This is a genomic window from Candidatus Gracilibacteria bacterium (genome assembly GCA_041661045.1).
Taxonomy (GTDB): Bacteria; Patescibacteriota; Gracilibacteria; order UBA1369; family 2-02-FULL-48-14; genus 2-02-FULL-48-14.
Genome location: JBAZVE010000001.1, coordinates 1,159,576 through 1,175,035 on the forward strand (window position 1 = coordinate 1,159,576; position 15,460 = coordinate 1,175,035).

The 15,460-nt window shown below is 46.2% G+C and carries 15 protein-coding genes and 1 tRNA gene; 12 read left to right on the forward strand and 4 right to left on the reverse strand.

Annotated elements, in window-relative coordinates:
* Positions 1-9 precede the first annotated feature (9 nt).
* From WC777_05625 to WC777_05635, 3 genes are read left to right on the forward strand one after another with little or no spacing between them, the layout of a single operon-like run.
* The gene (locus WC777_05625) at positions 10-738 is read left to right on the forward strand and encodes a hypothetical protein (protein MFA6024645.1); all 729 of its coding nucleotides are present in this window, start codon (positions 10-12) and stop codon (positions 736-738) included.
* Positions 693-1,412 (forward strand): hypothetical protein, encoded by a 720-nt coding sequence (locus WC777_05630; protein MFA6024646.1) that lies wholly within the window; start codon positions 693-695, stop codon positions 1,410-1,412. Before WC777_05625 ends, WC777_05630 begins: the two co-directional genes overlap by 46 nt.
* Positions 1,413-1,451: 39 nt before the next feature.
* Positions 1,452-1,892, forward strand: coding sequence for a GatB/YqeY domain-containing protein (locus tag WC777_05635; protein MFA6024647.1), 441 nt, complete (start codon positions 1,452-1,454; stop codon positions 1,890-1,892).
* A 1,009-nt stretch (positions 1,893-2,901) separates the two neighbouring features.
* On the opposite strand, the gene WC777_05640 is transcribed toward WC777_05635, so the two are convergent.
* Positions 2,902-2,990, reverse strand: a tRNA-Leu gene (locus tag WC777_05640).
* Positions 2,991-3,064: 74 nt separating this feature from the next.
* Here WC777_05640 and WC777_05645 point away from each other — a divergent pair.
* The 6 genes from WC777_05645 (at position 3,065) to WC777_05670 (ending at position 9,401) form a co-directional block, all read left to right on the forward strand.
* Positions 3,065-3,775 carry a DsbA family protein gene (locus WC777_05645; GenBank protein MFA6024648.1) on the forward strand — a complete coding sequence of 237 codons (711 nt, stop codon included), beginning with the start codon at positions 3,065-3,067 and terminating at the stop codon, positions 3,773-3,775.
* 26 nt (positions 3,776-3,801) lie between these two features.
* On the forward strand, positions 3,802-5,205 hold the full coding sequence (obgE, locus tag WC777_05650) for a GTPase ObgE (GenBank protein MFA6024649.1): 1,404 nt from the start codon (positions 3,802-3,804) through the stop codon (positions 5,203-5,205).
* Complete coding sequence (gene pth / locus WC777_05655) at positions 5,184-5,738, forward strand: aminoacyl-tRNA hydrolase (protein ID MFA6024650.1); 555 nt, start codon at positions 5,184-5,186, stop codon at positions 5,736-5,738. The genes obgE and pth overlap by 22 nt, the downstream gene beginning before the upstream one ends.
* Positions 5,739-5,766: 28 nt before the next feature.
* Positions 5,767-6,201: a 50S ribosomal protein L21 gene (rplU, locus tag WC777_05660; protein MFA6024651.1), complete on the forward strand. Its 435-nt coding sequence runs from the start codon at positions 5,767-5,769 to the stop codon at positions 6,199-6,201.
* Between the two features lie 87 nt (positions 6,202-6,288).
* Entirely contained in the window at positions 6,289-9,039 is a 2,751-nt protein-coding gene (locus tag WC777_05665) for a hypothetical protein (GenBank protein MFA6024652.1), read from the forward strand.
* Between the two features lie 53 nt (positions 9,040-9,092).
* The gene (locus WC777_05670; GenBank protein ID MFA6024653.1) at positions 9,093-9,401 is read left to right on the forward strand and encodes a hypothetical protein; all 309 of its coding nucleotides are present in this window, start codon (positions 9,093-9,095) and stop codon (positions 9,399-9,401) included.
* A gap of 1 nt (position 9,402) precedes the next feature.
* On the opposite strand, the gene WC777_05675 is transcribed toward WC777_05670, so the two are convergent.
* Positions 9,403-10,299, reverse strand: coding sequence for an RluA family pseudouridine synthase (locus WC777_05675; protein ID MFA6024654.1), 897 nt, complete (start codon positions 10,297-10,299; stop codon positions 9,403-9,405).
* Between the two features lie 50 nt (positions 10,300-10,349).
* Here WC777_05675 and tyrS point away from each other — a divergent pair, with 50 nt between their 5' ends.
* Positions 10,350-11,567: a tyrosine--tRNA ligase gene (gene tyrS / locus WC777_05680; GenBank protein MFA6024655.1), complete on the forward strand. Its 1,218-nt coding sequence runs from the start codon at positions 10,350-10,352 to the stop codon at positions 11,565-11,567.
* Between the two features lie 797 nt (positions 11,568-12,364).
* On the opposite strand, the gene WC777_05685 is transcribed toward tyrS, so the two are convergent.
* Positions 12,365-12,649: a type II toxin-antitoxin system RelE/ParE family toxin gene (locus WC777_05685; protein ID MFA6024656.1), complete on the reverse strand. Its 285-nt coding sequence runs from the start codon at positions 12,647-12,649 to the stop codon at positions 12,365-12,367.
* A 9-nt stretch (positions 12,650-12,658) separates the two neighbouring features.
* The gene (locus WC777_05690) at positions 12,659-12,943 is read right to left on the reverse strand and encodes a hypothetical protein (GenBank protein MFA6024657.1); all 285 of its coding nucleotides are present in this window, start codon (positions 12,941-12,943) and stop codon (positions 12,659-12,661) included.
* A gap of 168 nt (positions 12,944-13,111) precedes the next feature.
* Between WC777_05690 and recG the strand changes: the two genes are divergently transcribed.
* Both recG and WC777_05700 read left to right on the forward strand, forming a co-directional pair.
* Positions 13,112-15,154 carry an ATP-dependent DNA helicase RecG gene (recG, locus tag WC777_05695; GenBank protein MFA6024658.1) on the forward strand — a complete coding sequence of 681 codons (2,043 nt, stop codon included), beginning with the start codon at positions 13,112-13,114 and terminating at the stop codon, positions 15,152-15,154.
* Positions 15,155-15,193: 39 nt separating this feature from the next.
* Positions 15,194-15,427 carry a hypothetical protein gene (locus WC777_05700; GenBank protein ID MFA6024659.1) on the forward strand — a complete coding sequence of 78 codons (234 nt, stop codon included), beginning with the start codon at positions 15,194-15,196 and terminating at the stop codon, positions 15,425-15,427.
* Positions 15,428-15,460 lie beyond the last annotated feature (33 nt).

Consider the following 15,460-nt stretch of genomic DNA (forward strand, 5'->3'; position numbering starts at 1 on the left):
TTTTTGTTTATGGAAAGATTGTCGGATGAAGATTTGAGAAAAGCTTGGCAAGAACTGCGTTCTGCCATGGAATACCGCGGACATGATAGAGATGCTTGTACTTCAGTGCTTGAGCTCACACTAGCAGGCAGGCGGAGGGTGGAGGTGATTTCTAGAGTGGACCCTGGAGATGGGGAGGTATGTTCTGGGTCTCAATCCGTTGAACTTTCTTCTCCAAATCCCTCTGTTTTCTTGCCTGGAATCCCATTGGAACCACAAAGTGTGAGTGAGCTGGCTCTCGCTCCCATTTTAGATCTTGGCCAAGGGTTTCGTTCTCAGGGCCTTGAGGTTGGATTTAGCTACTCCAATTTTTCTAGTTTGTGGCTTGCCTGCGACGGGGTAAACGAGGGGACATGGCGTCACCAACTTTCTGAGGCCGAGTGGAGTGATTTAGAGTCACAGTTGATGGAGGGTACTTTTGCTATGTATAGGCACTTTCTGGATGCTGCACTCGCACAAATGAAGGCAGGAAAAGGAAGAGAACAGTGGTGGGGGCAAAGATGGACAGAAAGAGAGAAAAAACAATGGCCAGGAGAATGGGCAGAAGTAGAATTGAAAAGACGACCTGTGGAATGGTCTGATCTTATGAAGGAGATTTGTGCACGAGTGAAAGCGCGTGGAGAATTCCTTGAATGTCTTCTTCCCCCAAAAACATGACACCCCCTTCTCAAAATGTACCTGGTTATTCTGAAGACTTAGAGAGTGGACACTCTCACGACTGTAGAGAACTTGGGATAACTCACTACCTGGACCTCCATGAGGATATTAAAGATACAGCGGATCAAGTGCGAGATGGCTTGTATGACTTCATAAGTACGGATTTGGATTTTGCTGATGATGTTGACCGTATACTAGGACGGCTGGGCTTAAATAGACAGGATTACCAAGGGCTTTTAGTTACGCTTTCGTACATTCAAATGCTCTTAGAGAAGAGCAAGTTGAGCGAGGAGGAACGGAAGGCTTTTTGGATGCCTATTGCGCAGTGCTATGTAAGGGTGCAAGCCGTGTTAAAAGAAAGGATAGTGGCTTTGGAACAACGAGAGCTGATTGGGGTTGGGACAAAACTGCGAATTCCGGTACAAGTGATGAGGGGGGCGCGCACTGGAGATCTATTGCTGATCGCAGAATTACCAGAATTTCAGTACGCCCTTCAACACATCAGCCGTGATAATCCTTCTCATCCTCCTCACACTTACAGAGTTCCAATCACTCATATTGAATTTAAACGCGATTATATGCACGGATTGCTTCCAGAGATTAAGGCTCGTTTGGAAGCAGGCACTACCATGGAGCTGCCAATAAAGGTGGTTTCTGTATACCCAAATATGCCCACCTATGCAGAAATCGATGCAGAAGCTTTTTTGGGCCAGTAGTTCTTTGCGTTTGCACAAACTGTCAGGTAAAATGGGCACATGAATCTCCCTGAACTCAACGAAAGCTTAAAGCAGGCCATGCTGGCCAAGGACGAACTCAAAACTTCCGTACTGCGCATGCTTAAGGCTGAAGTGATGAAGATTGAAACCGATGGCAGTGGCACGGAAATCACGGAAGAGCTGATTCAAACTTTGATCGGAAAAATGCTGAAGCAGCGCAGAGACTCTGTGGAACAATTTAAGGCGGGTGGTCGCGAAGAACTTGCCGCTAAAGAGGAAAAAGAAATCGCTCTGCTTCAGGCTTACTTACCCGAACAAATGAGCGAAGATGCGATCCGCGCCGAAGTCCGCGCCACCAAAGAAGCGCTCGGCATCACCGACAAAAGTGGCGTTGGTAAACTTATGGGAGCCCTCATGGGCAAACTCAAAGGCAAAGCCGACGGCGGCTTGATTAAGAAGATTGTGGAGGAGGAGCTGTAAACGCTCCATAAACTTGAGCAGGGACCTCAAGAAGATAGTCATTTAGTTTTAAACCAGGCACCAACTGGGCCTTGACCACGCCCATCTTCTCTAAATGGAGCTAGACAAACTCGGTCATCTACGCCAGTGACCTTGTGAGCCCCTACGATTTCCGCCCCATTGTAGCTCCCCCCAGACACGACGCTTTCACCAACACTCCACTCAGTTGCAGGGCTTGCATCAGGCAGCACAAGAGGCCGTTCGAGCCCGCTTTTCAGGCCTCCCGCATGCCAAGCATTATGCCAACCTGCAGAAAGAACCCTGAGAGACTCAGCATCCTCAACGCATTTTGCACCTAGCTCTAAGTACCACAAACCGGAAGAAGTAGAAACTACAAATCTACCAATGGCGAGCAGATAATCAGGATGAGCTGCAGTAGATGTTGAAATACCAAGAACCCTTTGCTTTCCATCTCCTTGATCCTTTAGATCAGCTGCTTTCCATTGTACATCTGCTATATGGCTATATGTACCACTATGAACAGTAACACTTTTTTCTCTAGGCAATTTTCTCGGTCGTAACTCACCACCAAAAAGGCCCGCCACAGCCCTGACCTCGTCAAGACCCTCATACATAGAGTCAATACCTTCTATATAATGAGCATGATACAAAGAAGCCAGCGTTTTGAGCTGATCTAAAGAAGAAGGGTCCACTATGGCGAGTAAGCGTTGAGTGACTCCAGAAGGTATCAATGCTGCAAGCACAGGGGGTTTAGGATATACCAATCCTAGGTCTGAGTCTGTGAGAGGTCTATTCATAAGTAACTTGGAATTAGGGTGTACTATGGAGTTTTAGCATATTCACGGGCTGGCGTCAAGCCACCTTTTGACAAAACTTCAAAAACTCGCCGCGCAAACTCATATGGGTGAATTCCTCAATAAAATTATTTCAGTCAAGACCTTAGGGGAAAAGGTCTCTATCTGAAACGCCATAGCTTCTCATTATTTTGTAGGCTGTACTTCGTACAGTATGGTGCCGAAAGTGGGGGTCGAACCCACACTCCCGATGAAGGGAACGGGATTTTGAGTCCCGCGCGTCTGCCAGTTCCGCCATTTCGGCACGGGGCAAAAATTACACTATTTGTGATTGGGACACAATATGCTATTGTCTTCCCGCCATTTAACTTTCCACGCATGTTTCCTAAAAATAGTAATTCTCAAGCTGTTTGGGCCTCCCTCAGCTTTCTTGTTCTTGGTCTTGGTATTGGACTTTTAGTTGCCAGTAAGGGTGAAATTCTCGAAAATTTTGGAGGGAATGATTTGGTTCGTGATGAAACTGAATCTGCGATTCCACCTGATTTTGATGTGAATTCTTTGGAAATTGTGGATGTGAGTACGGATGACGATGCTGTTTTGGGAGATGCGGATGCGCCGGTGACCATTGTGGAGTTCAGCGATTTCCAGTGTCCGTATTGCAGCCGTTTTTATGAGCAAACTTTGCCTCAAATTCTAAGCAAGTACATTGAAAAAGGAAAAGTGAAGCTGGTGTATCGAGATTTCCCATTGAGCGGCCATCCTCAGGCCAATCTTGCGGCTCAGGCTGCGGAATGTACCGGGGATGAAAACTACTATGCTTTTCACGATTGGCTCTTTGAAAATGTGGCGACTTGGTCTGGGAAGGAGACCGCCATGGAAATCATGATTCAGGCTGCGGAAGATGAGCTGGGTGCGGATATTCGCACTTGTTTGGAGAACGGAGAAATGGCGGATGAGGTGAATGCGGATATGATGGCGGGCCGTAGTTATGGAGTCACGGGAACTCCGGCTTTCTTCATCAACGGAAAAAAACTCGTGGGCGCTTGGCCTTACGAAGTCTTTGAAGCTGTGATAGAGTCTGAACTCTAGTTTTATTTAAAGTTCACCCCATCCCTATGTTTTTTGATGAAGTTAAGCTCGAACTCGAAGGAGGAAAGGGGGGTAATGGGATGGTGTTCTTTCACCGTGAGAAGTTTGTGGAATGTGGAGCTCCGGATGGTGGAGACGGTGGAAATGGAGGAAATGTGGTTTTGGAGGCGGATGAGAACTACAATACTTTGCAGCATTTTACGGGTTTAAAACGATTTAGAGCCAAGGATGGGGAGGGTGGATTTAGAAACAATATGGCGGGCAAGGCGGGGGAGGATTTGATCTTAAAAGTTCCGGTGGGGACTTTGGTTTATGATCAAGACAGCGGAGATTTGATTATTGATCTTAAGAAAGCCGGTCAGAAATTTTTGATCGCCTTGGGGGGCCGTGGGGGATATGGGAATTCTAATTTTATGTCCAGCACTCGTCAGGCGCCGGATTTTGCGGAGTTGGGGGACACGGGTGAGCTTAAAAAAGTTCGCTTTGAGCTTCGTTTGGTTGCGGATATTGGTTTGGTGGGATTCCCGTCTGCCGGAAAATCCACTCTGATTTCCAGAGTTTCCTCCGCTAAACCTAAGGTTGCGGCTTACCCGTTCACCACTTTAATCCCCAATTTGGGGGTGGTTTATTTGAGTGATTTTGGGGGCAGCAAGGATCAAAGCTTTGTGATTGCGGACATGCCGGGAATTATTGAAGGGGCTTCCGAAGGCAAGGGGCTTGGAGACGCCTTTTTGAGGCACATTTCACGAACGGCGCTTTTGGTTTTTGTCTTGGATCCCTTTCCTTACGAAGAACGCAGCCTCAGTGAGCAGTATCGTATTCTTTCCGATGAGATCAAGAAATACGATGCCTCCCTGCTTGAAAAGGAGTTTTTTGTGGTGATGAATAAGATCGATTCCATTCCTACGGAAGACAGGGATCGTCTCAAAAAAGAATTTCTTAAGGCTTTCCCAAAGCTCAAATCTCGTTTCCGTCTTATTTCCGGTGTGAGTGGCGAAGGGCTTCCTCCTTTGATGTTTGAACTTTATGAGCTCACTCAAAAGCATCGAGAAAAGATGCCCGTTGTGGAAGAAGAGGAATCGGTACCGGATTACAAACCCCAAGCCTTGGTGGATAGCCATTCTTTTGAGGTTGAAAAGTTGGGAACCGTGGAGAGTGCCAAATTCCCCGAGGCGATTTATGGCATGACCATTGAACTGGAACTCATGCCCATTCGCACCCTTTTTAAGGTTACGGGTAGGCGAGTGGAGCAAATCTCACGAATGACCAATGTGAGCAAGGATGGCGCCTTGGATCGCCTGTATGATGTGCTTAAAAAAATGAAGATCCACAATGCTTTGGTCCGTTTAGGGGCAAAAACGGGCGACTTGGTCCAGATTGGGCCTCATTATCTTGAATTTCATGATTTATGAAAGTACTTTGCGGCTTAGGAAATCCCGGTAAAAAATACAATGGCACTCGACACAATGTTGGGTTTGTCTTTATTGCGGAGTTCGCCAAAAAACATGAATTTCCTCCTTTTGAAGAGAGGGGGAAGGCTTTGGTGAGCACAAAGGGTACTGGAGAAAATAAGATTTTACTCATGCTCCCTCTTTCGTTTATGAATTTATCCGGAGAGGCGGTGCGGGAGGTTTTGGATTTTTACAAAGTTCCGCTCAAGGATTTTTATACGATTTATGATGATGTGGATTTGCCGTTGGGAACGCTTCGGTTTCGTGAAAAAGGTTCCGCCGGCACTCACAATGGGATGAAATCGGTGATTGAGCACCTTTCCAGCATGGATTTTCCACGGCTTCGCATTGGAATCGAGTCTCGTGGGGAAATCGCTCCGGCTCAAATTGCTTTGCATGATTTTGTTTTGGCCCCCTTTTTACCTGATGAGCTCCCTATTTTGAAAAAAACTATTGAAGAAGGGATAGAGATTTTAGAAAAAGACCTTGCGAAAGAGTCCATTATTCCTTAAAGTAACCCCGATTTAAACTCAAAAAACTATGTTCGCAGTTGTATATCTTGGAGGGAAACAGTACCGAGTTCGTGAAAAAGACGAGCTTGAAGTTGAAAAAGTGGATGCCGAAGAGGGTAAAAACTTTAAGATCAATGAAGTGCTCTTGATGGCGGAAGAGGATGGAAGCTCCATGAAAATTGGAACTCCTTTTGTTGCTGGAGCTCATGTGGAATGTCAGGTTCTTGAGCAAGGAAAGGGAGAAAAAATCTACATTGCCACTTACCAATCCAAGAAACGAACGCACCGCCGTCAAGGTCACCGTCAGCTCTTCAGCACCATCAAAGTGCTCAAGATTTCTGCCGTTGAAAAGAAGGTGAGTGCCGTCAAGGAAGAGGCTGAAGTGAAGGAGGCTCCTGCTGAAAAGGTGGTAGCTAAAAAGCCGGCCGCTAAGAAAGCTCCTGCAAAAAAGGCCGCTAAATAATTTTCTCTAGATCCCCTCAAGAGTGAATGGACCTGAAGTTCTTGTCAAAACTCTTTTTTATGTTAAGGTGTCCATACTTTACTTTGTATGGAACAACTTTCTTCAGATCGTTTGGACGGTGCCGAGCTTGAGCCGGATTTTAACTTGGAAGGTTTTTCTCCTGAGTACCACGGGGCCATTCGGCAATTCCTAAAACAAATAAACAAGGATCAGCGCGAAGATGCTTTGACTCAGCTGAGTACTACCGATTCTACGATTCGTGAACGAGGTAAGTCCATACTTTTACCTATTTTTTACAGGTATCTTGAGGGTGCGGCGACATGGCGTCGGGGCAGAAATGTGAAGAGGTGTTTTCCTTTCTTTGATGCAGAAAAGGCCATAACTGAGCTGGAAGCAGTGCAGGAGCAACCCCGTTTTCAAAAAGAGATCGAGGAATTGGTGATTTACCTTTTAGGAAATACTCGGGAATACCCTCGATTTAAAGTTAAAAGTTGGGAAGAGGCTATTGCAGCAGCGTATGAGTCTAGAGACTTTAAACAGTTAAATGAATTGGAGAATAGTCTTAACCTTTCAACTCTGTTGGAGGGTGTTTTGAGCTGTGATACCGACGAAGAAATTCTGAGGCTTTTGGAGTTACATAAAAGCCAGGCTTGGCTTGAAGATTCTCTGCCCGATGTTCTACAGCAGTACCCTCGTATTAAGGCCAAGTATCCTGGAGGCTTGCCTAAAATGATTGAGGACCTTAATTTTATCTCAGGAGGGGATATGCAAGTGCCGGTTTATCGGGCTTTTGTGGAATGGGCGAGTGGTGACTCTGCTGAGTTCTGCGCTTTGGCAAAAGATCCTGAAGCCTTCGCGCGGTATTTGAGTTTCCTTAAAAATCTTGTGAACTGGATGAGTGATGGTGCTGCTCAACTTGTAAGTTCAGGGCAGATCAATGTGGCCTTTGAATCAGATGAGGGGAGGGATGATAAAATTGGTGACCAATTGGACCAGTTCTTTGAATGGGCGAATGCCATACAAGAACGGTTGAAGCTGAGTGATGAAGACCGTCAGGAAATCTACTCCATGCTCAGTAATCAGTCCGTTCGGTATTACGGTGATCCTCGATGGGCAGACTATTTTAGTGGTCTTGAATACCTCGTTGATCTTTTGGAGGCTGGACAAGCAGTGGAAACTAAACTGGGTCCACAGAGGCTCATCGATGTCATCATGGCTTATTTGTCTAGGCGTTATGCCTATATCTGGGTGAAGTCTACCGATGAAGCGGTTCAACCGAGTACATTTTCTTTGGGAGATGAGGATTTCCATCAGAAGGCTGCTGTCTTATGCCACTTTTTTTCGAAGGACAATCTCCTTCCCTATATGGAATTTGAACGGTTTGTACGGGGTGGTCTGGATCGTCGTGTGGCTGCCCATCTTACCCAAGCAGAACTTCGTCAACCGTTTGCCGTAGATATCAATCCTCATCTAGAAGTTCCTGAGCCTCTTTTGGCTTTTTTGGAATTTATACCTTCTGCTCAGGGCTTGATTAAGAGTGTTAAGGAAATTTCTCAAGAAGGAGGGGATTTGAGCTCTGATATAAAGCACCGTCTCAAAGAACTTTTGTTAAAAGCAGATACGATTATTGCTGATGAATCTTTTAAGGCAGAATATCGTGGAGTAGATCAGTTGGTGCTGGACCTCAAAAAGGCTTTGGAAATGCAAGTGGGTACGGTGCTATGGAGTGGAGTCTTGGGTTTTGCTGCAGTGGGACGCGAACGACTCAAGCCCAGCGCATGGCTCAAAGGCACCAATCCAGCTACTCGTATGGTTGTGTTGGGTGGCGCCTTGGAAAAAGTCTTGGCAGCACGGCAGAAACAGGGGGCTTTGGGTCAGCAAGTGGCCTTGCTCTGTGGGCCCAGTTCACCGGAAGAAATCTTCGACTCTTTTGATCGCTTCGAACGCGACATCGTCGTTGATTTGCAGCTTGCCATTCCTGAGATGGAAACTCGTGTTCAGGCAGCTCGTGTTTCGGTTCCCGGTCGTATGTCATTAGGGACAAAGGTCCACACCGACTCTGGTATGGATTTTAACCGATTTCATTCACATCTTTCTGTTTTCCGTTTGGGTCAGGTGGGGCACACACCTTTTAAATTGATTCACGGTGGTAGAACTCTAGTGGTTCCACCTTTGCCCACAGCTTACGAACAAAGAGAAATGCTGCGACTTTTTGAAGCTTTTGGAACTTTAAATAAGAATGATCCGGACATTCAGGAGGCGATGGGTGGACGGTGGGCACCACATACTACGGCTGTAGTTGGAGCTTCTATCCTTTTGAGTAATCATGTGGGACGCGTATATGCACCGGGAGCTTTTCAATCCACCGCAGACCAGACGCAAGCCCGTATCATGGCACGAGATGCGGGTGTAAGAGCAGTGGGTTTACCTTATGATCTTCCGGCAGCCGTGGGACGAACCGATCTTTTGGGACAGTTGGATGCCAGTTCTATGGGACGCTATCAGCTGTTGGGGACCTTGGCAGCTCATCGAGATTTCGAGGGGCCTTTGGCTCCGCTTATGACTTTTTATGAACGAGATTTTTTGAGTATTTTGCGTGAGGCAGGTTTGGAAAAAGCGTTGTACGGATCCCCTTGGGTCGCTGATAAAGATACTCCGGATGACATCGATGCGCATGAATCGATGGTGGGTACTTTTGTACGGGCGTGGCAGCGTGAGCGCGATCTACGACAAAAAGTGCGTGCCCTCATTGCGCAAACAGATAGGCGACTCTTAGAACTTAGCCCCATAATCATTTCTAGTGATCCTGAGGAATATGAGAGACTGTTGGCCGCCTAGTTGACTGATTTCCTCTTTTCAGGGTAAATTTAGACACTTAATATCTTTGACCCATGTGTACAGGACATCGACAGTTAGAAGGATCTGTAATCCGCGTGGACTCTCGCACTATTCCTCAGTTGAGTGCTGCAGTCCAGGCCAGATATTTATTGCACGGACTTTATGCAGTAGAGGAAGTGGTGGCTGGGTACACTGGTCCCCATGACTTGGGTGGATGGCGAGAAAGGGCGCTTCTTCAAGTTTGTGAAGTGCTGGAGGTCAATCCACCCACTTTGAATGAATTACAGGCTCGTTTGGGTACATTGGAAATTCCCCCAGCAGACCAGGATTACTTGTTGAAACCGTTGAAGGGAAGTAAATAGATTAAAGTTTTACTTTCTCTAGATCCTCCGGAAGAGGTGCTTGAAAGGTTTTTCCGTCTATTTTCAATTCGGCGGCGTGGAGGAACTGGCGGGTGAGACCGTGTTTTTCTTTAAATTCCGCGTTGAGCTTCTTATCTCCATAAACGGGATCTCCCACCACAGGGTGCCCGATGCTGGCCAAATGAACGCGAATTTGGTGAGTGCGGCCCGTCTCAATCTTTACTTTAAGCAGGCTCACACCGCGGTAAATGGCCAAGACTTCAAAGCTTGAAATGGCGGTTTTCCCTTGAGTGCTTACGGCCATCTTCTTTCGTTCATTGCTGCTGCGGCCAATGGGAGCCTCAATACGGCCTTTTTGGCTTTTGGGCGTGCCTTTCACCAGGGCGAGGTAGCTTTTTTCCACCTTTCGATCTTGAAAGAGCTTGCTGAACTTCTGATGCGTTTTATCATTTTTTGCGATGAGCAGGACCCCGGAGGTGTCTTTATCGAGACGATGGACGATTCCCGGGCGTTTTTTTCCACCAATCCCACTCAAATTCTTGGAATGGGCTAGAACGGCGTGAACCACGGTTCCGCTGTTGTGGCCGCTTTCGTCGGGGTGCACCACCATTCCGGCGGACTTATTGATGACCAGAAAATCTTTATCTTCAAAAATAATTTCGAGCGGGATTTTTTCCGGCACGAGTTTGGATTCCTCCGCTTCGGGAATGCGATAGAGGATTTTGTCTCCGGTTTTGAGCTTGGTGTTTGCTTTTTCCGGCTTATGGTTCACGAAAATACAGCCTTCTTTGATGAGGCGCTGAACCTGATTGCGGGTCAATTTTAGAAATGGAGCTAAAAACTGGTCGAGTCTGGCGGTGCTGTCTTTGTCTTTTATAATGATGCTTTGAAATTGCATTTTCAGGTGGGCTTTGTTAAGTTGGTCTTAGGTTACTTTACAGGAAAACCATGGCTGTGAATACAGATGAAAAGATGATCGATCAATTGCTTTCTTTGGGGGTAGCTGATGTTATTGTTAAAGAAGATTTAAAAAAGAAGCTGCGGAGTGGAAAGATTTTGCGCATTAAATTGGGTATTGATCCCACGGGTTTCGATCTGCACCTGGGGCATATGGTGGTCTTGCACAAGCTCAAGGAATTTCAGGATTTGGGGCATCAAATCATTCTGCTTTTTGGTAATTTTACGGGAAGAATTGGAGATCCCTCCGGAAAGAATGAAACTCGTCCGATGCGCACACAGGAAGAACTTGAAGCCAACGCGAAGGATTATATGGAGCAAGCGGGTAAAATTTTGGATGTGAGCAAGGTGGAAGTGCGTTGGAATGCCGAATGGCTCGCTCCACTCAACTTTGCGGATGTGGTGACTCTGGCTTCGCAGTTTACGGTGGCACAGATGCTCGAACGGGACATGTTCCAGGATCGCATCAAGGCGAATCAACCGATTTCCGTGCATGAATTCATGTATCCGCTCATGCAGGGCTACGACAGCGTGGCGCTCAAGGCGGATGTGGAGCTGGGTGGAACAGATCAAACTTTTAACCTGCTCGCCGGGCGCACTTTGCAAAAAGCCTACGGCCAGGAGCCTCAAAACATTTTGACCGTGCCCATTTTGATTGGAACGGATGGCAGTATGAAGATGGGCAAAAGCACCGGCAATTACATCGCCGTGGCCGAAACTCCCGAGGATATGTATGGAAAAACCATGTCCATTTCGGATGAGCTCATTTTGAACTACTTTGAACTCGCCGCCCGTGTGGATGGAGATGAATTGGCGGAATTCAAAAAGCGATTGGAGGAGGGTGAAAACCCCCGCAATCTCAAGATGGAGCTGGCTCATGCCATTGTGGAGCTTTACCACGGCGAAAAGGCCGCCCAAATGGCCGAGGAACACTTTAAAACGGTGCACCAGAAAAGGGAGGTGCCGGAGGAGGTTGAAGAGGTGACTTTAGGAGCCGGCTCCGGCGCAAACGGCGCCTGGAACATTGTGGATTTGATCTCGGAGTTGGGCTTGGCCGAAACAAAGAGCAAGGCTCGCCAGTTGATCGAAGGTGGGGCCGTGAAGTGGGAAGGCGAAAAAGTAGAGGATGTAAAAATGGAAGTGACTCTGACGGGCGATGGGGCACTTTTACAGGTTGGAAAGAGGAATTTTAGGAGGGTGAAGAATTAATTTTTTATATGAAAGCTACTCGAACCAAAGAAATTAAAAACAGGGTTTTTAAGAAAGAAAATTTAGAACATTTATGGGATAAGATCCAAAAAAAATCTGTGGGTCTTACGACTAAAAGTGGTCTTACATACCATGTCCAAAGGATCACTATAAATTGTTTAGATGGAACTACTTATGAAAGTGACAATAATGATCTGTTAAAACCTGGCGAAGTCTTAGACACTAAGTTATGCAAGGCGATTCATATTGAATACCGTGATTCTTCGGATGCCTATATTGATTTGAGTTTGCGATGTGGTGCAGAAGATCTTTACTATAATCACATAACTGTACGAGGAGAAAGAGATTGGGTTTCAAGTACTTTCCAGGAATTGGAGGAACTTATCAATGCTGTTGCACCACAGGATCATTGGTTTATTCGAAGCAAAGTTTTGGTTTTACATCTGGGGGCTTTTATATCTGGAGTATTTCTTTTTTGGATTATGTCTGTGACTTGGTTGCCATATGTGCCGAGTCCAGAAGAAACTTCTTTGAGTTTATTCTTAGATAAATATGAGTTTATCCGTTGGGGTGTTGCCATTTTTTTGACTTGGGCTATGGGTCTAAGCCCTATGTGGTTAGTTCGAAACTTTATTTTGAAGTTGTGGCCTAGTATAGAATTTGATTTCGGTCCCGAACATCATAAAATTGTGAAAAAAAGGAGAAATGCTATTACTATGCTTTTTTCCGTTTTAATACTTCCTTTCTTGATTAATATACTTTCAGGGCTCTTTTTTGGTTGACTCCAAACTCTTCAGTTAAACCCTCTTCCTCGCATCCTCATATACTTCCGAGTCTTTGCGCTTGCCGATTTTGATGACGGAGACTACGACTTCGTGCTTGATGATTTTGTAGATCACACGGTAAATATCGACACGGAGACGGTAGTAGCCTTTAAGTTCTTTGCGGAGGGGTTTGCCAAAGGTGAGAGGGTCGGTCTCGAGTTTTTCTTTGATGGCTCTAAGAATTTTCTCGATTTCGGGTTTATCGAGTTCCTTGAAATCTTTGCTCAACACTTGTTCGTGTAAAACGATTTTATACATCTGCTGAACCTAAAGGGTAATGCCGAGTTTTTTAGCTGCCTCTTCGAGGCTAATGTAATCCTTTTTGGTGCTTTTTTCATCCCTTTCTTTAGCCATGTAGCCGAGGATAAGATCTTCCAATTCTTCTGTTCGGTCACGGTTCTTTTTGTATTGGTCAAAAGTCATGATCACAGCGATGGGCTTTTCTCGTTTCATCACCACCATTTTTTCGTATTGCATGTCTTCCACTTCAGCCATTCTGCTGCGAAGATCGGTGGTTCCGATGAGAGCTGTTTTATCGTCGAGTATAAACATAATGTATATTTAAATGTTAATTTAAACTAGCCTTATAGTACACCTTTAGATCGATAGAGTCAATAACTCATGGGTTCAGTTGGTCACAAAAGGTGACCAACTGAAGATGAGCTATCCACGAGTCCGTGACATTTTGTCACGGACTCGTGCTAGAATGACATCACCTTTATGCTTGATACTCGATTGGATGCGCGGATCTTGAAGACGCGGGATAATTATATCTCGTCGTTGAAGGAGATGGGCGTTAAGACGGTGGGGGATTTGCTTTTGTATTTTCCGAGGGCGTATCGAGATGAACAGGAATTCACCAAGATAAATGAGATGAGAACAGATCAGGTGAATGTGATTCGTGGAACTTTAAAATCTTTACTGAATTTGCCAAGCAGGGGAGGGAAGGTGCTTACCAAAGCCATTGTGGCGGACGAAACAGGTGAAGTCCCGGTTTTGTGGTTCAATCAGCCGCACATTAAACGGATGTTTTTTAAAGGTGCGGAAATCATTTTGACCGGCAAATTGAAGTTTGAGCGGGGTAAAATTTTAATGATGAGCCCCAAATATGAAAAACCATCGGCAACTTTGCTGCACACGGGACGAATTGTGCCGGTGTATCCTGAGAAAGATGAGGTCAGTTCCAAATGGTTGAGGGAAAAAATCTACGGGATGCTGCCGTATGCAAAGTTTTTTGAGGAGTATATGCCCAAGTGGATTTTGGAGAGCGAAGGGTTGATGGGCTTGGCCGAAGCAATCGCCCAGGTGCATTTTGCCAATGACGATGAACGGCTCACCGAAGCGCGACGACGATTGGCTTTTGATGAGCTTTTTATGCTTCAAATTTTGGCCGTGAAGCGAAAAGCTTTGTGGCAAAAGGGAACCAAGAGCGAAAAGCGGCTCGTGGGGGGCATTAATTTGGAGGCCTTTTTGGACTCTTTGCCCTTCAAGTTGACAGGGGCTCAGTTTAGGGTGATAGCGGAAATCTTTGAGGACTTTGCAAAAGAGTATCCCATGATGCGTTTGATCCAGGGCGATGTGGGTGCGGGAAAAACGGTGGTCGCGGCAGCCGCTATTTATGCCATGAAGCAAGCGGGTTATCAGAGTGCCATCATGGCGCCAACGGAAATTTTGGCGCGGCAGCATTTCAAAACTTTGCATCGCTTGCTGGGTCCTTTTGAATTCAATGTTCAAATTTTAACGGGTTCCAGCACAGCGGCGGAGAGTGAAACCGTGCTCAGGCAATTGGCCACCGGCACTTGTGATTTGGTGGTGGGCACGCATTCGCTGATTCAAGAGGGTGTTCAGTTCTCCAAATTGGGTATTGCTGTAGTGGATGAGCAGCATCGATTTGGAGTGAAGCAACGAGCCGTCTTTAAAAATTATGGGACGCCACACATGCTCAATCTTTCGGCGACTCCTATTCCGCGCACTCTAGCTTTGGCGCTGTATGGGGATCAGGATCTTTCCACTTTGGACGAATTGCCACCCGGCCGACAGGAAATCATTACTCGGATTGTGCCCGAAGATAAACGAAAGGATGCGTATTTGTGGATTTCGGATCAAGTGGCGAAGGGCCGCCAAGTTTTTGTGGTGTGTCCGCTCATTGAAGAGTCCGAAGTTTTGCAAGTGAAGGCCGCAACTTTGGAATATGAGCGACTTAAGGAAACCATTTTTCCACAGCACCGTTTGGCTTTGCTGCACGGTCGGATGAAGGCGGAGGAAAAAGATTCCACCATGAAAGCCTTTTCTGCGGGTGAAGTTGATATTTTGGTTTCGACTTCCGTGGTGGAAGTTGGAATTGATGTTCCCAATGCCACCATCATGTTGATTGAGGGTGCGGATCGTTTTGGCTTGGCGCAACTGCATCAGTTTCGGGGAAGGGTTGGGCGAGGGTCACATCAGTCCTATTGCTTCCTGTTTTCAGATTCACAGTCACCAGATAGCTTGCAAAGATTGCAATATATGGTTAAATTTAATTCGGGCTTTGATTTGGCGGAAAAAGATCTTGAAACGCGTGGGCCTGGCGAAGTTTATGGCGTGAAGCAAAGTGGTTTACCGGACTTGCGCATGGCCAGCTTCGCCGACAAAGAACTTTTGGACCGTGCACGAGCCTGCGCCTTACGACTTGTGGACGAAGATATGGATTTAAGAGCGTATCCGGCCTTGGCTCAAAAAATCGCCAAATTGGAGGCTCAAATGGAAATCACCGCCGTGTCCTAAGTCATTTTCTAAAAAATAACGCGTATAAACGCAAGTTTTATGAGCGAAAGAGTCCTCATCCCATATGAAGAGCTAGAAGATCGTTTTAAAAGTAAATCGTTGAGGCCGAGTAGAGAGCCCGAAGGAGCTATGGATTTTGATGAATTGAGAATTGCGCAAATTGCGGCCCAGGATGCTGAAACGAAAGAAATAATAGATGGGGTCTTGAGGAAGACACCCAACTTCTTTGGGGTATTCGAAGCTATCCTGAGTGGTAAGTCTCCTACCATTTAACTTCGCACAAGATATATTGTGCGGGACTATTTC